This is a genomic window from Stenotrophomonas sp. CCNWLW162 (assembly GCF_037203745.1).
In the GTDB taxonomy this organism is placed as follows: Bacteria; Pseudomonadota; Gammaproteobacteria; order Xanthomonadales; family Xanthomonadaceae; genus Stenotrophomonas; species Stenotrophomonas maltophilia_AQ.
Genome location: NZ_JBBCBL010000013.1, coordinates 1 through 23,431 on the forward strand (window position 1 = coordinate 1; position 23,431 = coordinate 23,431).

Below are 23,431 nucleotides of genomic sequence, written 5' to 3' on the forward strand. Positions count from 1 at the left end.
ATGCTGGTGATCCTCAACGCCCGCAAACGGGATGCGGAGGCCCAGATGGCCTCCGCCTGACAAGACAGTTGCTACAGGGTGCGTGCCGTCAGCGTGCCCAGCGCGCCTCTATCGCAAACCGGCCGCTGCCCACTGCCGCAACCCATAACAGCAGCACCCCAAGCGGCACTTCACTCAGATAGAAGAACCAGCTCAACCAATCCAGCACGCTCAATCCTGCAGGAATGCGTGCGATGCCATCGGTCAATGCAGCCACCGCGCAGATGCCCGCCAGCAGCAACGCAGAGGGGCGGCTGAGCAGCCCCAATACCAACAGGCCGCCCGCGATCCATTCGATCGCCCCGAGCACCGGCGCACTGAACACCGGGAACGGAATGCCCGCATCAACCAACGTATGCACCATGCGCTCGCGCCCCGCGTCGGTGAACACCTTGTTCCAGCCGGACACGCAGAACATCACACCGGCGACGATACGGGCGAGCAGCAGCAGGTACGCTTCCACGCCGCGGCGGGGGGGAGGTACGGCGAACAGGCAGCGCCAGGAAGGCATGGCGACTCCGGAAATCGAGGAAACTCTTCGGAGTGTGCCGGTTGCTGACCTGCTCGCAGATGAAGCTGACCAGTCCGTTCGCGACAACGAGCTTTTGTGGAGTCGAGCCATGCTCGACTGCCTTACGCGCCAGAGCAACAGCAGCCGAGCATGGCTCGGCTCTACAAGGAGCTTGCATCAGTAAGCAGCAGCTCGATTTCCTCCACCTGCACCACCGGCACCTGCCACGGGTGATGCGGCGCAATGCCCTGTTCGAAGATGCGCTGAAGCCGCTGCGGATCACGCGGCAGGCAGAATTCCAGACGCACGCTGTCGACCACTTCGGTGCGACCCGCCTCACCCCGTACGGGCGTCGCACCCACGCGTGGACGGAACTGTTCAAACCCCGGCGCCGACCACCACATACCGTGTTCGTAGTCGCCGGCCGCCAGCGCGTCCACCGCCAGGATGCCCTGCTTCACCGCGTCCAGTGCTGCCGATGGCACGAACACCACCACGCGGTACAGCGGCAGGCGTTGCATCGGGCAGCCTTACGGATACAGCAGACGCTTGCTCCAGCGCCCTTCGGCACCGGCTTCATAGCACCAGCGTTCATGCAGGCGGAACTGCGCGCCGTACCAGAACTCCATGCGGTCGGGTACCACACGCAGGCCGCTCCAACCCTCCGGGCGCGGCACGTCCTTGCCTTCGAAGCGGGCTTCGATCTCGGCCACGCGCGCGTCGAACTCTTCGCGCGTCGCCAGCGTCTTCGACTGCTGCGAGGCCCACGCGCCGATCTGGCTCATGCGCGGGCGGCTGGCGAAATAGGCATCGGCCTCGGCGTCTGCCACCTGTTCGACACGGCCTTCGATGCGCACCTGGATGCCAGCCTCGCGCAGGCTGCGCCACAGGAACAGCAGTGCGGCCTGCGGATTGGCCTGAAGTTCCTGGCCCTTGTGGCTGTCCAGATGGGTGTAGAAGACAAAGCCACGCTCGTCGAAGGCCTTCAGCAGCACGGTGCGCGCCGAGGGACGGCCCTGCGTATCAGCAGTGGCCACGGTCATCGCATTCGGCTCGACCTCGCGACTCTGTTTGGCCTCTTCGAACAGGCCGGCAAACGTGGACAGGGCTTCGGCGTACAGGTCGCTCATGATTGCGTTCTTCTCACACGGATTGGGCTATTGTGGCTGCATGGTCGCTGCTGCGTATATGCCCCAGGTGAAAGGATTCCCCGAAACATTGGCCGAACAGGCGCTGGACGATGCGCTGGCCAGCGGTGCAGCAGTTCCAGTATTGGCGATCAGCGGCCTGCAGGGGAGCGGCAAATCGACGCTGGCGGCGCAGGTGGTGGCGCGCGCGCAAGCACGTGGCCTGAACGCGGCCACGCTGTCGATCGATGATGTCTACCTGACCCGCGCGCAGCGCCAGCGGCTGGCCCGCCAGGTGCATCCGCTGCTGATCACCCGCGGGCCGCCCGGCACCCACGACCTGCCGCTGGCCCACGCCGTGCTGGACGCGGTGGCCGCACGCCAGCCCTTTGCGATGCCACGATTCGACAAGCTGGCCGACGAGCGCCTGCCTGAGGCTCAGTGGCCGCAGCTGCAGCAGCCATTGGACCTGCTGGTGTTCGAAGGCTGGTTCCTCGGCACACCAGCGCAGGATGACAACGCACTGGACAGCCCGTTGAACGCGCTGGAACGCGAGGCCGACGCCGATGGCCGTTGGCGCCGCTGGTGCAATCAGGCACTAGCCCGCGACTACCCGGCGTTGTGGCAGCGCTGCAACCGCCTGTGGTTCCTGCAGCCGCCGGATTTTTCGGTGGTGCCGCGCTGGCGCTGGCAGCAGGAGCAGAACCTGCAGGCGGCGCAGCCGGGCCGGCATGGCATGAGCCGGCCGCAGCTGGAGCGCTTCGTACAGTATTACGAGCGGGTCAGCCGGCAGGCACTGCATGCCCTGCCCGGCCTGGCCGACCACGTGGTGGTGCTGGACGGCCAGCGCCAGGTGCAGGCGGTGCGCTGAGGGCGCCTATTCCACCAGGAACGTCACCCGCAGATTGACCCGCCATTCGGTGATTTCGCCGTTGCCATCGGTCACCACCTTGGTTTCGTTGATCCAGGCGCCCTGGATGCCCTTGACCGTCCCGGACACCTTCTTCAAGCCACTGCGCACGGCATCCTCCACGCTCTTGGGCGAGGACGCATTGATTTCGATGACCTTGGCGACCGTCATGGCTGCTACTCCGTCAGGCGCGGGAAACCCCGCAGGGACCCCCACCGTGACGTGAAGAACGTAAAGGCCAAGGCACGGAGGTGTTAGGATCAGAGGGGCATGAACCCTGCTCCGAACCTGATCCTGATCGGCCCGATGGGCGCCGGTAAAACCTGCATCGGCCGCCGCCTGGCCGAGCGCTTCACGCTGGACTTCGTCGATGTCGACCAGGCCATCGTCGATGCCGCCGGCGCCAGCATCCCGACCATTTTCGAGCACTCGGGCGAAACCGGCTTCCGCAGCCATGAGCGCGAGGCGCTTGCGCGCGTACTGGAAGGCCGTGGCCAGCTGGTCTCCACCGGTGGCGGCGCCGTACTGGATCCGGGCAACCGTGCGCTGATCGCCCAGCGCGGATTCGTGGTCTATCTGCGGGTCAGCGTGGCCGAACAGCTGGAGCGCCTGGCCCGCGACAAGGGCCGGCCGCTGCTGCAGCGCCCTGACCGCGAGCAGGTGCTGCACGATCTGGCCGCACATCGCGACCCACTGTACCGTGAGCTGGCCGACCTCACCCTCGATACCGACCCGTATACCGCTGCCGACGCGACCGCCCACCTGGTGGTCAAGCTGGCTACGCAATGGCAGCGCCAGGACCTGACCGCATGACTTCCCCCGCCCTGCTGCAGGTCGCCGTTGGCGGCGACCGCCCCTACTCCATCACCATCGGCGCCGGTGCCCAGGCCGACGGCGCTGCGCTGGCCTCGCACGTTCGCGGCCGCCACGTGCTGCTGCTCAGCGACAGCCAAGTGGCCCCGCGCTACCTGGCCGCCGTGAAGCAGGCGCTGCTGGCCGCACGCCCCGACCTGATCGTCGGCGAGCACGTGCTGGCCGCCGGCGAAGCCTCCAAGACCCTGGCCGAATTCGGCCGCGCGATCGAAGCGCTGGCCGCACTCGGCGCCACCCGCGATGCCTGCGTGTTCGCCCTCGGCGGCGGCGTGGTCGGTGACCTCGCCGGTTTCGCCGCCGCCTGCTGGATGCGCGGCGTGGACTGCGTGCAATTGCCGACCACCCTGCTGGCGATGGTCGATTCGTCGGTGGGCGGCAAGACCGCGGTCGACATCCCGGCCGGCAAGAACCTGGTCGGCGCGTTCCATCCGCCGCGCGCGGTGATCGCCGATACCCGCGTGCTGGCCACCCTGCCGCCGCGCGAACTGCGCGCTGGCCTGGCCGAAGTGGTGAAGTACGGTGCACTGGGCGACGCGGTGTTCTTCGAATGGCTGCAGCAGCATGCCGATGCGCTGCTGGCCAGCGAAGACGCAGTGCTGGCCGAAGCCATCGCGCGCAGCTGCCGGCACAAGGCCGCCATCGTCGAACGCGATCCGTTCGAGAAGGGCGAGCGTGCCCTGCTCAACCTGGGCCATACCTTCGGCCATGCCATCGAGACCGAACAGGGCTATTCGGCCCCGGGCCGCGATGCGTTGAACCACGGCGAAGCGGTGGCGGTGGGCATGGTGCTGGCGGCAAAGCTGTCCACCGACCTGGGTCTGGCCGACGATGCCGACCGTGCGCGCCTGCAGGCGCTGCTGGAACGCCTCGGCCTGCCGGTGGCGATCCCGGCCGGACTGGACCCGCAGGCCCTGCTCGGCCGCATGCGGCTGGACAAGAAGAACGTGGCCGGCCGCCTGCGCCTGGTGCTGTGGCGTGGCATGGGCCGTGCCGAAGTGGTGCCGGACGTGGATGAGGCCGCGGTGCTGAAGGTGCTGGGCGCGGCCTGACCATCCCCTGGTCCGGTAGTGCTGGCCGCTGGCCGGCTGCTGCGCTCATGAAGTTGCCGGCCAGCGGCCGGCACTACCGCGTTGCGGCCGGGGTCACCCGGGCCCCGCTACAATCGGTGCCATGCACGTTTACCTGCAACATCCCGACGCCGGTGCCCAGGCACCACGCTTCCTGCGCCTGAGCCTGCAGACGGACCTGTTCGGCGGCTGGGAGCTGCTGCGCGAGAGCGGTCGCGTCGGTGGTCGCTCGCAGCTGCGGCGTGAGCTGTTCCTGCAGGCCGACGAAGCCCGCCATGCCTTCGAGAAGGCCCGCGATGCCGAACTGCATCGCGGCTTCCAGATTCTTCCGCACGGCGACTGACGCCGCTGCCAACTTTCGCCCAAGGAATGCTCATCGTGACCAGCCCTCTCCGCAACGATCGCCTGCTGCGCGCCCTGCGCCGCGAACCGGTGGACTGCACCCCCGTCTGGCTGATGCGCCAGGCCGGCCGCTACCTGCCGGAGTACCGCGCGACCCGGGCCAAGGCCGGCAGCTTCCTGGCCATGGCCAAGAACCCGGAGATCGCCTGCGAAGTGACCCTGCAGCCGCTGCGCCGCTTCCCGCTGGACGCTGCGATCCTGTTCTCGGACATCCTCACCATTCCCGATGCGATGGGCCTGGAGCTGTACTTCGTCGAAGGCGAAGGCCCGAAGTTCCGCCACCCGGTGCGTGATGAAGCGGCCATCGCCAAGCTGGCCGTGCCGGACATGGAACATGACCTGGGTTACGTGATGGACGCGGTGCGCCTGATCCGCCGCGAGCTGGATGGCCAGGTGCCGCTGATCGGTTTCTCCGGCAGCCCCTGGACGCTGGCCTGCTACATGGTGGAAGGCGGCGGCAGCAAGGACTTCGCGCGCATCAAGGCGATGGCACTGAACCATCCGCAGGCGCTGCACCGTCTGCTGGAAGTCACCACCGAGGCGGTCATCGCCTACCTCGGCGCGCAGCGCGCAGCCGGTGCGCAGGCGCTGCAGGTGTTCGACACCTGGGGTGGCGTGCTGTCGCCGTCGATGTACCGCGAGTTCTCGCTGCGCTACCTGCAGCGCATCGCCGAGGGCCTGGAGCGTGGCGAAGGCAGCGAGCGCACGCCGCTGATCCTGTTCGGCAAGGGCACCGGCCTGCACTTGGAGGCGCTGTCACGGACCGGTGCCGATGCGCTGGGCCTCGACTGGACGCTGGACCTGGACGAGGCGATGCGCCGCACCGGTGGTCGCGTTGCCCTGCAGGGCAATCTCGACCCGACCACGCTGTATGCCTCGCCGGATGCAATCGCCGCCGCCGCCGCGCGCGTGCTCGACACCTATGCCGCCGGCAATGGCGGCTCGCGCGAGGGACATGTATTCAACCTCGGCCACGGCATGTCGCCGGACATGGACCCGGCGCACGTGCAGGTGCTGGTCGACACGGTGCACGCGCACAGCCAGCGCTGAGCATCCGGCATGCCGTCACGGCGCGACCTTGATCGCGCCGTGACCCGCAGTGCGCGATCATGGCATCCCCCACGTCGCACCGGCCACACCCCATGTCCACATCGCCATCGACCTACAACCGCCAGCGCCCCCTGCTCTGGCTGGTTTCGCTGGCGATCTTCATGCAGATGCTGGACTCGACCATCGTCAACACGGCCTTGCCGGCGATGGCGGCCAGCCTGGGCGAAAGCCCGCTGCAGATGCAGTCGGTGGTGTTCAGCTACGCGCTGGCGGTAGCCACCTTCATTCCCGCTTCCGGATGGATCGCCGACCGCTACGGCACCCGACGCACCTTCCTGGTGGCGATCATCCTGTTCACCCTCGGCTCGCTGGCCTGCGCGCTGGCCCAGCACCTGCACCAGCTGGTCGGTGCGCGCGTGCTGCAGGGTATCGGCGGTGCGATGCTGCTACCGGTCGGCCGCCTGGCAGTGATGCGTTCGGTACCACGCGAGGATTTCCTGCGCGCGATGAGCTTCATCGCCATCCCGGCCCTGGTCGGCCCGTTGATCGGCCCCACGTTGGGTGGCTGGCTGGTCGAGATCGCATCGTGGCACTGGGTGTTCCTGATCAACCTGCCGATTGGCGTGATCGGTTTCATCGCCGCGATGAAGATCATGCCCGACCACTACGCCAGCCATCGCACCCGTTTCGACCTGCGCGGCTACATCATGCTGGCCTTTGCGATGGTGGTGCTGTCGCTGGCGCTGGATGGCATCTCCGGGCTCGGTACGCCACACGCGCTGGTGATGCTGATGACCGTGGCCGGCCTGGCGGCGCTGGTGGGTTACTGGCTGCACGCCGCCAACTCCACTGCACCGTTGTTCTCGCTGGCACTGTTCCGCGTACCCAGCTACCGCATCGGCATCCTTGGCAACCTGTTCTCGCGCATCGGCAGCAGCGCCATGCCGATGCTGATCCCGTTGCTGCTGCAGGTCGGCCTGGGCTTGGGCCCAATGAACGCCGGCCTGATGATGGTTCCGGTGGCGGCCGCCGGCATGGTGTCCAAGAAGCTGGCGGTGAAGCTGGTCGAGCGCTACGGCTACCGCCGCGTGCTGATGGTCAACACCGTGCTGGTGGGCCTGGCGATGGCCAGCTTCATCCTGATGACGCCCGGCCAGCATCTGGCCTGGCGCCTGCTGCAGCTGGCGTTCTTCGGTGCGGTCAATTCGCTGCAGTTCACTGTGATGAACACCGTGACCCTGCGTGATCTGGACCGCGAGTTCGCCAGCTCCGGCAACAGCCTGCTATCGATGGTGATGATGCTCGCAGCCGGTTTCGGTGCCGCCGCCGCCGGCAGCCTGCTGGCGGCGTTCGGCAACCACCTTGACAGCAACAGCGCCACCGCCGCGCTGCACGCCACCTTCCTGTGCGTGGGTGCGATCACCCTGACCTCGACGATGATCTTCTGGCAGCTGCCCGACACCAAGCCCGAACCGCGGCAGGTCGAGCACGTCGCGGAGTGAGGGGTTCGGCAGGGCCTGCGGCCCTGCACCCGCAGAGGCCGAAGCAACAGCAACAGCAACAGCGAGCATTCCGTGGGTTGGCGGGATGGTGTGGGCTTGCAGGACACGCCGTAAACCCATCCATGGGGGCTCGATGGCGCCATCCATGGCGCCAACGGTCCTGCAAGCCCACACCGCCCCACCTCTGACAGGTTCACGCGGCTGCGGGTAACGGCGGCTGTTGGAACACGCGGTTGTTGGTAGGTGTCGACCTTGGTCGACACATCTGTCAGATATCGAATTCCAGATTGGGGTCGGAGCCTGTTGCGCAGCAACCGGATCCACACCGCCATCCCACGGAATGCAGGCTTTTGACGTTGACGTTGATTCTGCAGGTGCAGGGCTGCAAGCCCTGCAATAAACCCTACCTGCCCATGACCCGGGCGATCGCTTCCACCAGCAGTTCGCCGGTCACCGGCTTGCGCAGGAAGCCACCGATGCCGGCCGCTTCCACCTGCTGCTGCAGATCCGGGTCGGTACGCGCGGTCACCGCCAGCAGCGGCAGCATGTAGCCCTGGTTGCGCAGGTGCTGGGCCAGCTCGAAGCCACTCAGGCCCGGCAGGTCAAGGTCCAGCAGGCCGACGTCGAAGTCACCGGCACTGATCTCGCGCAACGCCGCCAGCGCGTGGCCGGCATGTACCACGTCATGCCCACGCGCGCTCAACAGTCCGCGCACCACGTCAGCCACGGTGGCGTCGTCCTCCACCAGCAGCACCCGCAACGGTGGCATGTTCGCCGCCTCCTCACGGTGCGCTTCGCCAGCGGCTTCGGCGCCGGCGTCGACCACCAGCGGCAACGGCAAGGTCACGCCGAAACAGGTGCCCCGCCCCAGCTGACTCTCAACCTGGATCCGGCCCTGCATGGCCTGCGCCAGCTCGCGGCAGATCGCCAGGCCCAGGCCGCTGCCGCCGTACTGCGCGGCGGTGCGCGCACCGTCTGCCTGCTCGAAGCGGCGGAACAGGCGTTGCTGTTGTTCCTGGCTGATGCCCGGACCGGTATCGCGCACCTCGAAGTGCAGCGCGCGCAGTTCGCCATCACTGCGCGCGTGCAGGGTGATGGTCCCGCGGCTGGTGAACTTCACCGCGTTCGACAGCAGGTTGAGCAGGATCTGGCGTACCCGCATCGCATCACCGGTCGCCTGCAGCCCCGGCGGCAACTGGTTGTCCAGGGTGAAACGCAGGCCCTTCTGCGCGGCCAGCGGTCCCATCAACGCGGCCAGGTCCTGCAGCAGGCGACTCAACGCGAACGGCTTGGACTGCAGTTCCAGCCTGCCCGATTCGATCCGCGCCAGGTCCAAGGCGTCATTGACCAGATGCAGCAGGTGTTCGCCGGCATGGCGGATCGACTGCGTATAGCCGCGCTGCTGCGGATCCAGCGGCGAGGCCAGCAGCAGTTCGCTCATGCCCAGCACACCGGTCATCGGCGTGCGGATCTCATGGCCGAGGTTGGCCAGGAAACGGGTCTTGGCGGCGGAGGCCTGTTCGGCCAGCTCCTGCTTGTGCAGCGCCAGCTGGTAGGCATGGCGACGCTGCAGGCGGCGGCGATACAGCCAGGCGAACCAGCTGGTCAGCAGCAGTGCGATCGACGCCAGCACCAGCAACCCGGACAGGCTGCGCCACCATGGCGGCTGCACGCGGAATTCGAGGCTCTGCACGCGCGACCAGACATGGTCGGCCGAGCGCGCCTGCACTTCCAGGCGATAGCTGCCCGGCGGCAGCCGCGAGAACAGGCGCTCACCGGCCGGCCCCACTTCAACCCAGTCCGGGTCGTAGCCGGCCAGCCGGTAGCGATAGGTGTTGGAGGCCGAATCCGCAAACGACAGCAGGCGCGCGACGATGCGCAGGTCACGGTCGCCATCGGCAATCTGCAACGGCGTGTCATGGGTCAGGTCCAGCACCTGCTCGTTGCGGCGCACCTCGACACGCTCGATCACCAGCGGTGCACGCCGCACCGACGGTCGCACCTGTTCCGGGTCGAACACCACCACGCCGGCCGGCGTGCCCGCCACCAGGTGCCCGTCGCCCGAGGTCGTCAGTGTGTGCTCGCGGAACTCCTGGCTGGGCAGGCCGTCATGCACGCCATACAGACGCACGCTCTGGCCGTCGGCACCCACCCGCACCAGCCCGCGTGCGCTGGTCGCCCAGGCCACGCCCTGCGCGTCGACCACCAGGCCAGAGGCAGAGATTGCCGGATAGCCCTGCTCGGCACCGATCACGGCCTGCCGTTCCAGGCGCCCCTGGCTCCAGCGGTAACGCGACAGGCGCCCGTCTTCGGACAGCCAGACCTGGCCATCGCGGCCCACGTGCAGTGCGTGGATCGCCGTGGCAGGTGCACCGGGCACCGGCTGGAATCGTTCGCTCTCCGGCAACCACTGCAGCAGGCCACGGCTGCTGGCCAGCCAGATGTGGTCCTGCGGGCCACATTCCACGTCAAGGTTGAGCTGGCCCTGCTGCAATCCACGCTGGCCATTGTCCAGCTGCCGGCGCAGGCGCCCATCCAGATCACGCTGCTGCAGGCCGGCCGGCAGCATCAGCCAGAGGCTGTCGCCATCGCAGGTCATCATCGATTCGATGACCCCTTCCATGGTCGCGTCGGCGCCAGCGTCACGGCCCCACCGGCGCAGGTCGCGACGCTTGGGGTCGTAGCGCATCAGCGCGTCGGTCGAGCCGATCCAGACCTGGCCACGCCGGTCCTCGCGCACCGAGGTCAGCCAGTACATGCCATTGACCCAGGTCCGGTGCTGCTCGATCCTGCCGGTCTTCGGGTCGAAACGGTCCAGCGCGCCGTGGCTGCCCACCGTCCAGATACCGCCATTGCTGGAGGGACTGGTCCCGAGCACGAAAGCATTGCGCAGCGAACTGGCATCGTCCTCGAGCCGCGACAGCACCGAGAACTGCCACCAGCGCGGCAGCAGGTGCCACAGGCCTGCATTGGTGCTGGCCAGCCAGATGCCGCCTTCGCGGTCCTCGTAGGCGCCGGTCCAGTTCGGTCGTACCGGGCCGCGCGCAACCGCGCTGTACAGCGGAACGGTCTGGTACTGGCCATCCACGGCCCGGCCCAGGCCACTGCGGGTATCCAGCCAATGCCCGCCCTGCTCGTCGCGCAACATCATGCCGAGCACCTGCTCGCCCTGCGGCAGCTTCCACGGCAACGTTTCGAAACGACCATCGGGACGACGCACGGTGGCGCCGGCCATCGTGCTGATCCACAGGCTGCCGTCAGGTTCGCTGGTCAGGCCATTGATCAGCAGGCTGGGAATCACGTCGGCGCCGATGCGCTCGAAATCGGTGCCGGTCCAGCGCGCCACGCCATGCTTGGTGCCGACCCACAGGCTGCCATCGGCCAGCGTGACCAGGTACGGCACCGACGCAGCAGGCAGGCTGCGCGGATTGTTCGCCTCCGGCAGGAAGCGCTGCAGGCGGTCCTGGCTGTCCAGGCGGTACAGGCCGCCTTCGTGGGTACCGAACCAGATCGAACCGTCCGGCGTGGTTGCCAGGCTCCAGATGGTGTTGGTGCCCATCAGCGGCTGGCTGCTGCGGTCGTAGAAATGCAGTTGCCGGCGGTCGGCCGACATCCGCACCAGGCCGGCGTTCTCGGTACCGATCCAGAGTTGGTTGCGTGCGTCCACCAGCACCGTCCAGATGCGGTTGTCGCGCAGCCCGTCTTCCGAGCGCCAGATCCGGTAGTTGCGGCCGTCGTAGCGGGCCAGGCCGTCATTGGTGGCGATCCACAGGTAGCCGTAGCGGTCCTCGGCCATGCGGTTGACCGTATTGGACGGCAGGCCATCGAACACCGTCACCTGGCGCGGGCTCGGCGGTACCGGCTGCGCCGCAGCTGGCGACAGGCAGCACAGGAGGACCAGCAGCAGCATCGCCGCCCGCAGATACACCACCGATTGCCTCCTCACGCTGCTTCTGATGGATTCCCGCGCTGCGGGCGTCGGCATGGTAAACCGAAAGTCACGTCGTTAACGTCTGGCACCGACGCTTTCAATGGGCAACTTGTCGTTTTGCGCGAGCCTGGGCAATCGCGGTCACCAGCAGGTCGCCGGTGACCGGCTTGCGCAGGAAACCATCGAAACCGGCCGCCAGCACCTGGCTTTCGGCGTAGGCGTCGGAGCGTGCGGTTACCGCCACCAGCGGTAGTTCATAGCCCATGGTGCGCAGCTGGCGGGCGATCGCGGTTCCATCCAGGGCAGGCAGGTCGAGGTCGAGCAGGCCGACATCGAAGCCATCGGTAGCGATCTCGGACAAGGCTCCCAGCCCGTGCAGCACATGCACCACCTCGTGGCCACGGCCACGCAGCAGGCCAGCGATGACCTCGGCCACGGTGGCATCGTCTTCGACCAGCAGGATGCGCAAGGGCGGCAGTACCGGCAGCGCCGGGGAGTCGCCCTGCGCGTTGGCCGCCTGCCGGGTCCACGGCAACGGCAGGCGCACCTGGAAGCGCGCGCCCTTGCCTGGCTGGCTGTCCACTTCGATGCGCCCGCCCATCGCCACCGCCAGTTCCTGGCAGATCGCCAGGCCCAGGCCGCTGCCACCATAGCGCGACGCCGTGCGCGGCCCCTCTGCCTGCTCGAAGCGATGGAACAAGCGCTCCTGCTGCTCGGCATTGATACCCGGACCACTGTCATGCACCTCGAAGCAGAGGCCAGCACCGTTGTCATCCAGCCGCACGGCCAGTCCAACATGGCCACGTTCGGTGAACTTGATCGCATTGCCCAGCAGGTTGAGCAGGATCTGGCGCACGCGCATCTCATCACCGCTGACGCTGATCGGCCCGGGCGGATCGTCGCCCCGCTGGAAGGCCAGCTGACGCTGCCGCGCCATCGGCTGCATCAGCGCCTGCACCTGGTCGAGCAGGCCGCCCAGGTCGAACGGACGCAGGTCCAGCTCCAGCCGCCCAGCCTCGATGCGGGCCAGGTCCAGTGCATCGTTGACCAGCCGCAACAGGTGGCTGCCCGCCTGCTGGATCGAGCCGGCGTAACTGCGCTGTACCGGATCCAGCGGCGTGGCCAGCAGCAGCTCGCTCATGCCCAGCACGCCTGTCATCGGCGTGCGCACTTCGTGGCCCAGCGTGGCCAGGAAACGGCTCTTGGCCTGCGACGCCTGCTCGGCCAGCTGCTGCTTGTGCACGGTCAGCTGCCACTGCTGGCGGCGACGCAGGCGCGCCCGGATCGACCACACCAGGGTCACCAGCAGCAACGAACCAAGCAGGATATAGCCGAAGATCGCCATGCCGCTGCGCCACCACGGCGGCAGCACCTTCACCTGCAGTCGCTGTGATGGTGTCCATGCGCCGCTGGCGGTCGCCGCCTGCACTTCGATGACATAGCTGCCGGTGGGCAACCGCGAGAGCGTGCGCTGGCCATCGCCGCCCTGCTCGACCCAGTTCTGGTCGTACCCTCGCACCCGGAAGCGATAGCGATTGCCCTGCGGGTTGGCGTAGGACAGCAGCCGCGCGTCGATCTGCAGATCACGATCATCCGGCCCCAGCAGCAGGGTGCCGGTGTTCGGCAGCGGCTGCCAGCCGCGGGCGTCATCACGGCGCACACGTACCTCGGCAATCACCAACGACGAAGGCGGCAACACCGCGTCAACCGAGTTCACATCGAATGCGACCAGCCCGGTCTGGCTCACCGCCAGCACACGACCATCGGCATTCACCGCCGGTGGCCGGCTGGTGAACTCGGCATCGGACAGGCCATCGCGTTCGTTGAACTGCTGCAGTCGCCGCGCCTTGGGATCCCAGCGCAGCAGCCCACGCGGCGTGGTCGCCCACAGGCGACCGTCATCGGCCAGCGCCAGCCCGCCCATGCTGACCGCGGGCACACCGGCACCACCATCAACGCGCTGGATCAGGCGCAGGCTCATGCCATCCCACTGGTAGCGCTCGAGCGCGCCCTGCCGGGCCAGCCACAGCTGTTGCGGATCAATCCACACCAAGTCGTAGATGAGCCCACGCGAGACACCCGGCACTGCTTCGAATCGTCCCGCGTGCTCACGCCAGATGCCCATGTCGCCCATCACCCAGGCCTGGCCACGGGCATCGAAACGGATCTGCTCGATCGGTGAATCGGCGGTGCCGCGGATGTCATCCAGCGGGAAACTGCGCAGCAGCCGGCCATCGGCGCTGCGCTGCTGCAGGCCCAGGTTCATCACCGACAGCCAGACCGTGCCATCCGGTGCCTGCCGCATCAGATCGATGCGCTGGCGCAGGTCGGCGCCGCCGTCGATGCGCCAGTCGTGAAGCGCACGGCTGGCCGGATCGTACACGCTGATGCGGCCTGCACGGCCCAGCCACAGGCGCCCGTCCGGCCGCGGCAGCACCGACCACACCGCCCCGCTGCCGATCTCGCGATCGCTGGCCAGCAGGCGCAGCGTGCCCTGCGCATCCAATTGGTACACACCATGCGCCGAGCCGACGTAGTAGTTCCTGCCGTCGCTGGCGGCGCTCAGCAGATACTGGCTGTCCAGCGGTTTGCCATCGAGCTGGTTCCAGATCGAGAAGCGACGCCAGTCCGGCGGCAGGTAGGCCAGGCCCTGGGTCAACAGCGCCACCCACAGTCCCCCTTCATGGTCCTGCAGCAGATCAAGCACACCGCTTTGCGCAGTCAGGAAGCCGCTGCCACGGTCCCCCTCGAGCCGGCGCAGCGTACTGGCATCGCCACGCAGCAGGCCATCGGACGTACCGGCCCAGTAACCGCCCTGGCGATCGGCCAGCACCAGTGCCGAACGCAGGCTGGCGCTGTCGGCCCAGCGCGGACGACTGACCCGGTCCTGCGCATCGATGCGGTACAGGCCCTCGTTCTGGCTGCCGACCCAGATCGAGCCGTCAGGATCCTGGCTCAGCCGCAGCACGCTCAGCGTACCCAGCTCGCGTGGGGCCACCGCCTCGAAGCTGCTACCGTTCCAGCGCGCCAGCCCCGCTTCGGTGCCGATCCACAGACGGCCCTTTGCATCGACCAGGCTGCTGAAGATGGTGTTGCTGGGCAGTCCACCGGGATGCGCCGGATCATGCTGGAAGAAGCGCAGGCTGCCGTCCTCGCCGAAACGGCAGACACCATGGCCGCTGGTGCCGATCCAGAGGGCGTCCTCGGCATAGGCCAGGGTCCAGAACTGGCTCATGCACGGACCATTGACCGTGTCGAAGGTCTTGAAGCGCTCGCGATCGGCATCCAGGCGTGCTACGCCCTTGCCGTTGATACCCACCCATACGCGATCCAGCGGATCGACCAGCAGGGTCTCGATCTCGTTGCCGGGCAGCGAGCCCGGCTGATCCGGATCGTGCTCCCAGACCCTCAGGCCGCCCCCGTCGTAGCGCACCAGGCCGCCGTCGGTAGCCGCCCAGATATGCCCCTGGCGATCCTCGGCCAGGGCCAGCACCATGCGCGACGGCAAGCCTTCGGCGGCACCAAAGCGGCGCAGGCGCGGTGTTTCCGCCATGTCCAAGGTAGCGGCTGCCACGGCAAACGCCATCAGCAGCAGCCCCATACCCGCGATGCCTTGGCACCACAGGCGCCAGCCGCTCGTCATCCTGAACCCCCTGTCCTGTCCCGATTGTCACACAGGGGCAGGTCCATCGCTGCAACAGCCTGTTTCCAGAGGCAATACCACCACGAACTGTTGCAGCCGTGCACGCAACGTTGGCAGGGGGCTATGCGTATGATCGCAGCGTCCCCCCTTCCGGAACCCGCCATCGATGCGTCCCTGCCTGGCCCTGCTGCCGATGATGCTCGCCACAGCGCCCGCTTGGGCGGACGCAGACACCTATCGCCTCGACCCAGTACATACGCGGGTGCTGTTCGCCATCGACCATGCCGGCTACTCGCAGGCGATGGGGACGGTCTCCGGCAGTGAGGGCCGCCTGCAGTTCGATCCCGACAACTGGCGCGAGGCTACGCTCGACGTCGAAGTCCCCGTGTCGCGATTGGACCTTGGCGATGCCAAGTGGAACCAGGCCACGCTGGCCCGCAGCCTGCTCGATGGCGAGCGCTTCCCGAGCGCGCGCTTCGTCTCCACCCGGGTTGAACCGATCGATGCCAGGCGTGCCCACGTGATCGGCACCCTGACCCTGCGCGGGGTCAGCCAGGAGGTCACGCTGGACGTGACCCTCAACGCCATCAAGCGCTACCCGCTACCCCCGTTCCGACGCACCGCCGGTTTTTCCGCCAGCACCACACTGAGCCGGCGTGCGTTCGGCATCACCGCCTGGCCGGGCGTCATCGGTGATGCAGTACAGCTGAGGATCGAGGCTGAAGCCACCCTCGACCGCAGCGACGCCCCGGGAACTCCCGCTCCCGTTCCGCACTCCGATCCCAAGACGGCCCGCTAGAGGACCCTTCATGACCGCCAAGAACACCCCCGCCGCCTGGGGGAGTGTCAGCCAGATCCTGCATTGGTTGATCGCATTGCTGATCCTCGCCCTGGGCGTGGTCGGCCTGACGATGGGCGAACTGCCCAAGACCCCCAAGTATTTCTGGGTCTACACCGCGCACAAGTCGATCGGCATTACCGTGCTGGCGCTGGTGCTCTTCCGCCTCGGCTGGCGCGTGTATGCCGGTGCGCCCAAGCCGGTGCCGGGCGTGCCCAGCTGGCAGGAACGCATCGCCAGCGCCACCCACGTGCTGCTCTACGTGCTGATGTTCGCCATCCCGCTGTCGGGCTGGCTGTACGACTCGGCCAGTGGCCTGCGCCCCTTCCGCTGGTTCGGCCTGGTTGATGTGCCGAAACTCAGCGGCCCGGACCCGCAGGTCGTGGCGGTGTCCCATGCCATCCACGAATACGGCTTCTGGCTGTTGATCGCGGTGGTGCTGGCCCATGCCGGTGCTGCCTTCTACCACCACCTGTTCCAGCGCGATGCAACGTTGTCCCGCATGTTGCCGCGCGGCTGGCTCGCCTCCCCTCAGAAGGACTGATCGATGAACCTGAAACTGACCACTCCGGCCGCCGTGGCCGCCGCCCTGGCCGGCATGCTGGCCACCGCCCCGGCGCTCGCCGCCGACTACGCGCAGGCGCCTGGCACCGGCTCGATCCTGGTGTTCGCCACCAAGTACGACGGTGAGGTGTTCACCGGCAGTTTCCCGGGCTTCGCCACCAAGCTCAGCTTCGACCCGGCCAATCCGGCCGCCGGTTCGCTGGACGTGGTGATCCCGCTGGCCGGCGCCAAGAGTGGCAACAGTGATCGCGACTCGACCCTGCAGACCGCGGACTTCTTCAACGTCGGCAAGTTCGCCACTGCGCGCTACACCGCCAAGGGTTTCCGCGCGGTGGGCAACGACCAGTTCGCTGCCGACGGCACGCTGGAACTGCGCGGCGTCAGCAAGCCGGTCACCCTCACCTTCACCTGGAAGCCGGGCACCCAGCCGGTGCTGACCGGCAAGGCCACGGTCAAGCGCCTCGACTTCGGCGTTGGCGGCGGCGACTGGGCCGACACCAAGACCATTCCGGACGAAACCGCGATCAGCACGATCGTGAAGTTCGACGCGAAATGAGTAACGGCCGGGGCACCGCCCCGGCCATCATCTCCGGTAGTGCCGGCCGCTGGCCGGCACTACCGATCGACAGCCAGCCAGGCCTGAACCGTGGCCGCATCGAACGGCCAGTCCAGCTCGCGCCCGCCGCGCTCGTCGCGCAGCACAGGCACCCGCGCGCCGTAGCGCGCTTCCAGCGCCGGCTGGTCATCCAGGAACACCGATTCGAACTCCGGCGCCCTGGCCTTGGCCAGCTCGGCCAGTGCCATGTCGCACAGGTGGCAGTCGTCACGCTGGAACAGAGTCAACACCGGATGGGTCTCCTTGGCGGAAATGCTGCGCCGCAGCCATGGAAGTGCGGCGTGAACCGCTAGAATAGCGGTCTCTTCCGGTACCCGCAGTACGGCAACCATGGCTGTCAGCACGTTCGACGTTTTCAAGATCGGCATTGGCCCGAGCTCCTCGCACACCGTCGGGCCGATGAAGGCCGCCGAGCGATTCATCCACCGTTGGCTGCTCGATCCGGGCCGCCTGCACGAGGTCGCGCGCATCCGTGCCGATGTCTACGGCTCGCTGGCGCTGACCGGCCGCGGCCATGGCACCGACAAGGCGATCCTGCTGGGCCTGGAAGGGCAGCGGCCGAACCTGATCGACCCGGACATCATTCCGGCCACCCTGGAGCGCATCCGCAGCAGCAAGCGCATCCAGCTGATGGGCCAGCACGAGATCGCCTTCGACGAGAAGCGCGACCTCGGCATGAACAAGCGCCAGAAGCTGCCGTACCACACCAACGGCATGCGCTTCACCGCGTACAACGCCGAGGACGAAGTGATCGCCACCCGCGATTACTACTCCGTCGGTGGTGGCTTCGTGGTCAACCAGGACGACGCGGCCGATGACCGCATCGTGCCCGACGAAACCCCGCTGCCCTACCCGTTCAAGAGCGGCGACGAGCTGCTGGCGCAGACCGCGCGCAGTGGCCTGAGCATCGCCCAGCTGATGTTCGAGAACGAGAAGTGCTGGCGCAGCGAAGACGAGATCCGCGCCAACCTGCGCGAGATCTGGAGCGCGATGCAGTCGTGCGTGAGCCGCGGGATCCGTGAAGAAGGCGTGCTGCCGGGCGGCCTGAAGGTGGGCCGTCGTGCACCAGCGCTGTACCGCGAGCTGTCGTCGAAGCCGGAAGCGGCAATGCGCGATCCGCTGACCACGCTGGACTGGGTCAATCTGTACGCGCTGGCGGTGAACGAAGAGAACGCCGCCGGTGGCCGCGTGGTGACCGCGCCGACCAACGGTGCGGCCGGCGTGCTGCCCGCCGTGCTGCATTACTTCGACCGTTTCTGCCCGGGTGCGAACGAGCAGCGCGTGTTCGACTTCCTGCTTACCTCGGCGGCGATCGGCATCCTGTACAAGGAAAACGCCTCGATCTCCGGCGCCGAAGTGGGCTGCCAGGGCGAAGTGGGCGTGGCCTGTTCGATGGCAGCGGGCGGTCTGGTTGCCGCACTGGGTGGCAACCCCAGCCAGATCGAGAACGCCGCGGAAATCGGCATGGAACACAACCTGGGCCTGACCTGCGACCCGATCGGTGGACTGGTGCAGATCCCCTGCATCGAGCGCAACGCGATGGGTGCGGTGAAGGCGATCAATGCCTCGCGCATGGCGATGCGTGGCGACGGCAAGCACAAGGTGTCGCTGGACAAGGTGATCAAGACCATGCGCGATACCGGCCGCGACATGCAGGACAAGTACAAGGAAACCAGCCGCGGTGGCCTGGCGGTGAACGTCATCGAGTGCTGAACGCCCGGGGTAGAGTCGACCGTTGGTCGACTATCGCGCGCAGCGCGGGCTTTTCGCTGGTTGTCGGGAAGGCAGTCGACTAACAGTCGACTCTACCCGGTCGCCTATACCCGGTCGAATCTGCCCCGCCGGACGACACCGTCACCGCGTTCCGGTTAGGCTCGGGGCTCCCTCGCCCCGGATTGCCCCATGCGCGTAACCGCCGCCGCACTGCTTGCCTGCCTGCCGCTATCCGTCGCTGCCGCACCGACCTATGGTCCGCGGCTGGAGGGCTTCGACTACGGCTATCCAGTCAAGACGTTCGCACTGGAATCACAGCGGCAGCCCGTGGAGATGGCCTATCTGGATGTCCTGCCCAAGCGCCGCGCCATCGGCGTGGTGGTACTGCTGCACGGCAAGAATTTCTGCGCAGCCACCTGGCAGCAGACCATCGCGCCGCTGCTGAACGCCGGTTACCGGGTCATCGCGCCCGACCAGGTGGGCTTCTGCAAATCCAGCAAGCCCGAGCGCTACCAGTACTCGTTCGCGCAGCTGGCGGCCAACACCCATGCGCTGCTGCAGCAGTTGCAACTGGAGGGCATGCCGGTGCATCTGGTCGGCCATTCGATGGGCGGCATGCTGGCGGTGCGCTATGCGCTGATGTACCCGCAGGACCTGCGCAGTCTGTCACTGGTCAACCCGATCGGACTGGAAGACTGGAAGGCGCTGGGCGTGCCATGGCGCAGCCTGGATACGTGGTACGCAGGCGAACTGAAAACCAGCTACGACAGTATCCGCCGCTACCAGCTGGACGTGTACTACGACGGCCAATGGAAGCCGGCCTATGAAACCTGGGCGAGGATGCAGTCGGGCATGTACGAAGGCCCGGGCAGGCAGGCCGTCGCGTGGAGCCAGGCCCTGGCCTCGGACATGGTGTTCAACCAGCCGGTGGTCTACGAGCTGAAGAACCTGCAGGTGCCGACCACGCTGTTCATCGGCCAGAAGGACCGCACGGCGATCGGCCGTGACCTGGCGCCGCCGGAACTGAAGGCGACGCTGGGCAACTATCCGGTGCTGGGCAAGAGGGCGGCCGAGGCGATTCCGGGCGCGACGCTGGTCGAGTTCTCCGAGCTTGGGCATTCACCGCAGGTGCAGGACCCGAAGCAGTTCAATGCGGCGTTGTTGAATGCGTTGAAGTCGCGTTGAGATTGCGGGTCCGCCGGGCATGGCCCGGCGCTACCTGCGAGCGGGGTTGGTAGCGCCGGGCCATGCCCGGCGAGCGCAGCAGCAGGGACGTCAACCCACGATCCGCAGCACGTCATCCAGCAGCGCGGCCGCGGTGACTTCCGCGCCCGCGCCCGGTCCCTGGATCAACAACGGCTGGCGCTGATAGCGATCGCTGTGGATCGCTACCCGGTTGTCGGTGCCCGCGCCCTGTGCCAGCGGATGATCGGCCGGCAGCTCGCGCAGGCCCACCTGGGCACCATTGCCGTCAACCCGGCCGACAAACCGCAGCACGCGTCCGTTGTCGCGTGCCTGCTGCCAGCGCGCCTGCAGCGGCGCATCCAGCTGTTCCAGCGCAGCCACGGCATCCTCCAGCGGCAGCGCTGCCAGTGTTTCGGGTACCAGCGAATCCACCTGCACCTGCGAAGCATCCAGCGCCAGCCCGCTGCTGCGGGCCAGGATCAGCAGCTTGCGGCGCACATCCTCGCCGGACAGATCCAGGCGTGGGTCGGGTTCGGTGTAGCCCGCCGCCAGCGCTTCGCGCACCGCCGCCGAGAACGGCGCTTGGCCGTCATAGCGATGGAACAGCCAAGCCAGCGAACCGGACAGCACGCCCTCGATGGCATGGATGTGGTCACCACCGGCCACCAGCGCGCGCAGGCTGCTGAGCAACGGCAGGCCCGCGCCCACCGTGGCGCTGTCGCCGTAGCGCGCACCGCTGTCGGCACAGCTATCGGCAATGGCCTGTGCGCGTGCCAGCTGCGCGCCACGGCCCAGCTTGTTGGCAGTCACCACGTGCACACCGCGCGCCAACCACTGCACGTGGCGCGCGGCGACGTCTTCACTGGCGGTGGCATCGACCACCACGTCGCCACGCTCCAGCCCTTCGGCACTGGCCCATGGCGGCGAGCTCTGGCCATCACGCGGCGCACGCCGCGCCAGTTCCAGCGGCAGCGCCAGATCACGGTCGATCGCCAGCGCGGTGCGCGAATTGGCCAGCCACTGCACGCTGGGCAGCTCAAGCCCGCGCGCCTGCAATGCCTGGTAGCGCTGCACGAAGGCCGAACCAACCGTGCCAGTGCCGAGCAGCGCCAGGCGCCCCGCGCCCAGCGCAGGAATGTCAGCGGCGAGTGCGCTCATGCATCCACCACCTGTTTGCGGCGTGCAGCCGCATCAATCACCGCTTCGGCGCGCCGCAGTGCTGCGCCGAGATCCGCCAGCAGATCACGCTCGGCCTCGATGCCGACCGACAGGCGCAGCAGGCCTTCGCTGATGCCGGCGGCCGCGCGCGCTTCGGCGGTCATCGCTGCATGGGTCATCGTCGCCGGATGCGCGATCAGGCTTTCGACGCCACCCAGCGATTCGGCCAGGGTGAAGCAACGCAGGCCATCGACGAACGCGCGCACAGCGGCATGCGGATCGTCACCGGCACAGTCTGCCAGTTCGAACGACAGCATCGCGCCGAAACCACTCTGCTGGCGCGCGGCAATGGCATGGCCCGGATGATCTGCCAGGCCCGGGTAGTAGACCGCGCCGACCGCCGGATGCTGATCCAGCAGGGCCACGATCGAGGCGGTGTTCTCCTGGTGCACGCGCAGGCGCGCATCCAGCGTGCGCAGGCCGCGCAAGGTCAGGAAGGCGTCGAACGGCGAACCGGTCAGGCCCAGCGCATTGCCCCACCACACCAGCTGCTCATGCAGTGCCGGATCACGCGCGATCACCGCACCGCCGACCACGTCACTGTGGCCGTTGATGTACTTGGTGGTCGAATGCAGCACCAGGTCCGCGCCGAACGACAGCGGTTGTTGCAGCGCCGGCGACAGGAAGGTGTTGTCGACCACTACCAGCGCACCAGCCTTGCGTGCCGCCTCGATGACGAAGCGCAGGTCGGTGATGCGCAGCAGCGGGTTGGACGGCGTTTCCACCAGCACCAGCTTCGGCTGGGTGGCCAACGCCTGCGCCAGCGCGCGCGGATCGGTCAGGTCAGCGGTGACCAGTTCGAAGTGGCCCTTCTTCGCCAGCGCATTGAACAGGCGCCAGCTGCCACCGTACGCATCGTGCGGCACCACCAGGGTATCGCCCGGCTGCAGCAGCGCGTTCAACACCAGGTTGATCGCGCCCATGCCGGTGGCAGTGATGACGCCACCGGCGCCGCCCTCCAGTTCCGCAAGCGCTTCACCCAGCAGGTCGCGGGTCGGGTTGCCACTGCGCGTGTAGTCGTACTGGCGCTTGTTGCCGAAACCTTCAAAGCTGAAATTCGATGACAGCACGATCGGCGGCGTGACCGCGCCATGCGCAGTATCCCGATCGATGCCCGCACGGACGGCGGCAGTGGTGCGACTACAGGACGGCTCGTTTGCGTGCAGGCTCATGCGGACTCTCCAGAAGTGCGGAAGGCGGTGGCGAGGATCGCGTCGATGCGATCGGTTTCTTTGAGGAAGGCGTCGTGGCCATAGGGCGAGCGCAATACGCGCAGGCTGCCGCGTGGGCCCAGTCCTTCGACCAGGCCGACCAGGTCGGCAAGCGGCACCAGGCGGTCGCCCTCCACGGCCACCACCACGGTCGGCGGCAGAATCGCGGTGGGGTCGACGCGATGCAGGTCGATCGATTCGGACAGGCGCAGGTAGGCGGTCACCGGCGTGCGCGCGACGTACTGCGCACCAGCGGCATCGAGATAGTCCTCGGCGGCAACACGCACGCGGCCATTGATCACTTCCGGTGCTGCGTCGAAGCGCTCGCCGAATTCTTCCGGCGTGCGGTAGCTGAGCATGGCGAACTGCCGCGCCAAGGCCAGGCCGTGGTCTTCACCGCACTGCAGCTGGCCAAGGGCAACCGCACGACGCTGCAGTGCGCGCCAGGCGGCGGCATAGGGATGCGGGCGATGTGCGCCGCTGGCCAGCACCAGTTGGCGCACACGGGCACGATGACGGATCGCGAACTGCTGGCCGACCAGCGCGCCATAGGAATAGCCGACGAACGCCTTCAGCGCACGGATGCCGAGATGGTCCAGCAGCAGCGCCAGTGCATCAGCCTGGTCGGCGGTATCGATCGGCACGTCCAGCGCGCCGTCGGCACCGATGAAATCGAAGGCCAGTACACGCAGCTGCTGCGGATCCAGCGCGCGCCCGCTGCCGACCAGATCTTCGGCCCAGCCCTTCTCGCTGAACTGTGCATTGGACGCCACGTGGCGATGGGCGGAAATGCCGCCTGCCAGCACCACCACCGGCGCGTTGGCCGGGCCGACCCACTCGTAGCGCAGGCGCACCGGGCTGGGGCCGGCGTGACGCATCGACAGCACCGCGGCGAACTCACCGCGCTCGGCATGCACACGGTCTTCGACCGGCACGCTGACGGGGACAAAGGGTTCGGGGCGAATGGCGGTACTGGCGGCGAAGCTCATGGCGGGATCCGGTTGGGGAATCGGCCATCGAGCCTTCGCGGG

21 protein-coding genes are annotated in these 23,431 nt (G+C 67.6%); 11 read left to right on the forward strand and 10 right to left on the reverse strand.

Annotated elements, in window-relative coordinates; all coding sequences use genetic code 11:
• Positions 1 to 88 precede the first annotated feature (88 nt).
• The 3 genes from V9K93_RS20005 to pdxH all read right to left on the reverse strand — a co-directional run bounded on the left by V9K93_RS20005 (position 89) and on the right by pdxH (position 1,680).
• Positions 89 to 550, reverse strand: coding sequence for a DoxX family protein (locus V9K93_RS20005; protein WP_295379770.1), 462 nt, complete (start codon positions 548 to 550; stop codon positions 89 to 91).
• A gap of 161 nt (positions 551 to 711) precedes the next feature.
• On the reverse strand, positions 712 to 1,071 hold the full coding sequence (locus V9K93_RS20010) for a YqfO family protein (RefSeq protein ID WP_046985078.1): 360 nt from the start codon (positions 1,069 to 1,071) through the stop codon (positions 712 to 714).
• A 9-nt stretch (positions 1,072 to 1,080) separates the two neighbouring features.
• On the reverse strand, positions 1,081 to 1,680 hold the full coding sequence (pdxH, locus tag V9K93_RS20015) for a pyridoxamine 5'-phosphate oxidase (protein ID WP_046985077.1): 600 nt from the start codon (positions 1,678 to 1,680) through the stop codon (positions 1,081 to 1,083).
• A gap of 40 nt (positions 1,681 to 1,720) precedes the next feature.
• Between pdxH and V9K93_RS20020 the strand changes: the two genes are divergently transcribed.
• On the forward strand, positions 1,721 to 2,548 hold the full coding sequence (locus tag V9K93_RS20020) for a kinase (RefSeq protein WP_046985076.1): 828 nt from the start codon (positions 1,721 to 1,723) through the stop codon (positions 2,546 to 2,548).
• Between the two features lie 6 nt (positions 2,549 to 2,554).
• On the opposite strand, the gene V9K93_RS20025 is transcribed toward V9K93_RS20020, so the two are convergent.
• Entirely contained in the window at positions 2,555 to 2,758 is a 204-nt protein-coding gene (locus tag V9K93_RS20025) for a dodecin family protein (RefSeq protein WP_012511846.1), read from the reverse strand.
• A 99-nt stretch (positions 2,759 to 2,857) separates the two neighbouring features.
• Between V9K93_RS20025 and V9K93_RS20030 the strand changes: the two genes are divergently transcribed.
• The 5 genes from V9K93_RS20030 (at position 2,858) to mdtD (ending at position 7,481) form a co-directional block, all read left to right on the forward strand.
• Positions 2,858 to 3,400, forward strand: coding sequence for a shikimate kinase (locus tag V9K93_RS20030; RefSeq protein WP_046985075.1), 543 nt, complete (start codon positions 2,858 to 2,860; stop codon positions 3,398 to 3,400).
• On the forward strand, positions 3,397 to 4,509 hold the full coding sequence (aroB, locus tag V9K93_RS20035) for a 3-dehydroquinate synthase (RefSeq protein WP_337303105.1): 1,113 nt from the start codon (positions 3,397 to 3,399) through the stop codon (positions 4,507 to 4,509). The genes V9K93_RS20030 and aroB overlap by 4 nt, the downstream gene beginning before the upstream one ends.
• Positions 4,510 to 4,630: 121 nt before the next feature.
• Positions 4,631 to 4,870 (forward strand): WGR domain-containing protein, encoded by a 240-nt coding sequence (locus V9K93_RS20040; protein ID WP_046985073.1) that lies wholly within the window; start codon positions 4,631 to 4,633, stop codon positions 4,868 to 4,870.
• A 26-nt stretch (positions 4,871 to 4,896) separates the two neighbouring features.
• Positions 4,897 to 5,979 (forward strand): uroporphyrinogen decarboxylase, encoded by a 1,083-nt coding sequence (hemE, locus tag V9K93_RS20045; protein ID WP_337303106.1) that lies wholly within the window; start codon positions 4,897 to 4,899, stop codon positions 5,977 to 5,979.
• A 92-nt stretch (positions 5,980 to 6,071) separates the two neighbouring features.
• Positions 6,072 to 7,481, forward strand: coding sequence for a multidrug transporter subunit MdtD (gene mdtD / locus V9K93_RS20050; RefSeq protein WP_010482759.1), 1,410 nt, complete (start codon positions 6,072 to 6,074; stop codon positions 7,479 to 7,481).
• A 403-nt stretch (positions 7,482 to 7,884) separates the two neighbouring features.
• Here the strand turns inward: mdtD and V9K93_RS20055 are convergent, their stop codons facing one another.
• Both V9K93_RS20055 and V9K93_RS20060 read right to left on the reverse strand, forming a co-directional pair.
• A complete protein-coding gene (locus V9K93_RS20055; RefSeq protein WP_046985070.1) occupies positions 7,885 to 11,412 on the reverse strand; it encodes a hybrid sensor histidine kinase/response regulator in 3,528 nt (1,175 codons plus the stop codon).
• Positions 11,413 to 11,509: 97 nt separating this feature from the next.
• Positions 11,510 to 15,055, reverse strand: coding sequence for a hybrid sensor histidine kinase/response regulator (locus V9K93_RS20060; RefSeq protein ID WP_136639083.1), 3,546 nt, complete (start codon positions 15,053 to 15,055; stop codon positions 11,510 to 11,512).
• Positions 15,056 to 15,221: 166 nt separating this feature from the next.
• Here V9K93_RS20060 and V9K93_RS20065 point away from each other — a divergent pair, with 166 nt between their 5' ends.
• From V9K93_RS20065 to V9K93_RS20075, 3 genes are read left to right on the forward strand one after another with little or no spacing between them, the layout of a single operon-like run.
• Positions 15,222 to 15,854, forward strand: a complete 633-nt coding sequence (locus V9K93_RS20065) for a YceI family protein (RefSeq protein ID WP_046985068.1) — start codon at positions 15,222 to 15,224, stop codon at positions 15,852 to 15,854.
• A 10-nt stretch (positions 15,855 to 15,864) separates the two neighbouring features.
• On the forward strand, positions 15,865 to 16,437 hold the full coding sequence (locus V9K93_RS20070; RefSeq protein ID WP_006384699.1) for a cytochrome b: 573 nt from the start codon (positions 15,865 to 15,867) through the stop codon (positions 16,435 to 16,437).
• 3 nt (positions 16,438 to 16,440) lie between these two features.
• Complete coding sequence (locus V9K93_RS20075) at positions 16,441 to 17,013, forward strand: YceI family protein (protein ID WP_046985067.1); 573 nt, start codon at positions 16,441 to 16,443, stop codon at positions 17,011 to 17,013.
• 59 nt (positions 17,014 to 17,072) lie between these two features.
• On the opposite strand, the gene V9K93_RS20080 is transcribed toward V9K93_RS20075, so the two are convergent.
• The gene (locus V9K93_RS20080) at positions 17,073 to 17,303 is read right to left on the reverse strand and encodes a glutaredoxin family protein (protein WP_136639085.1); all 231 of its coding nucleotides are present in this window, start codon (positions 17,301 to 17,303) and stop codon (positions 17,073 to 17,075) included.
• 100 nt (positions 17,304 to 17,403) lie between these two features.
• On the opposite strand from V9K93_RS20080, the gene V9K93_RS20085 reads away from it, so the two are divergent.
• Both V9K93_RS20085 and V9K93_RS20090 read left to right on the forward strand, forming a co-directional pair.
• A complete protein-coding gene (locus V9K93_RS20085; RefSeq protein WP_046985065.1) occupies positions 17,404 to 18,786 on the forward strand; it encodes an L-serine ammonia-lyase in 1,383 nt (460 codons plus the stop codon).
• 189 nt (positions 18,787 to 18,975) lie between these two features.
• A complete protein-coding gene (locus tag V9K93_RS20090; protein WP_295379737.1) occupies positions 18,976 to 19,971 on the forward strand; it encodes an alpha/beta fold hydrolase in 996 nt (331 codons plus the stop codon).
• Positions 19,972 to 20,061: 90 nt separating this feature from the next.
• Here the strand turns inward: V9K93_RS20090 and V9K93_RS20095 are convergent, their stop codons facing one another.
• Genes V9K93_RS20095 through metX form a run of 3 tightly spaced genes read right to left on the reverse strand, consistent with a single transcriptional unit; the run spans position 20,062 to position 23,389 of the window.
• Complete coding sequence (locus V9K93_RS20095; RefSeq protein WP_046985063.1) at positions 20,062 to 21,129, reverse strand: homoserine dehydrogenase family protein; 1,068 nt, start codon at positions 21,127 to 21,129, stop codon at positions 20,062 to 20,064.
• On the reverse strand, positions 21,126 to 22,361 hold the full coding sequence (locus V9K93_RS20100) for an O-succinylhomoserine (thiol)-lyase (RefSeq protein ID WP_337303107.1): 1,236 nt from the start codon (positions 22,359 to 22,361) through the stop codon (positions 21,126 to 21,128). The genes V9K93_RS20095 and V9K93_RS20100 overlap by 4 nt, the downstream gene beginning before the upstream one ends.
• Positions 22,358 to 23,389, reverse strand: a complete 1,032-nt coding sequence (metX, locus tag V9K93_RS20105) for a homoserine O-succinyltransferase MetX (protein WP_100473625.1) — start codon at positions 23,387 to 23,389, stop codon at positions 22,358 to 22,360. The genes V9K93_RS20100 and metX overlap by 4 nt, the downstream gene beginning before the upstream one ends.
• Positions 23,390 to 23,431: the final 42 nt, after the last annotated feature.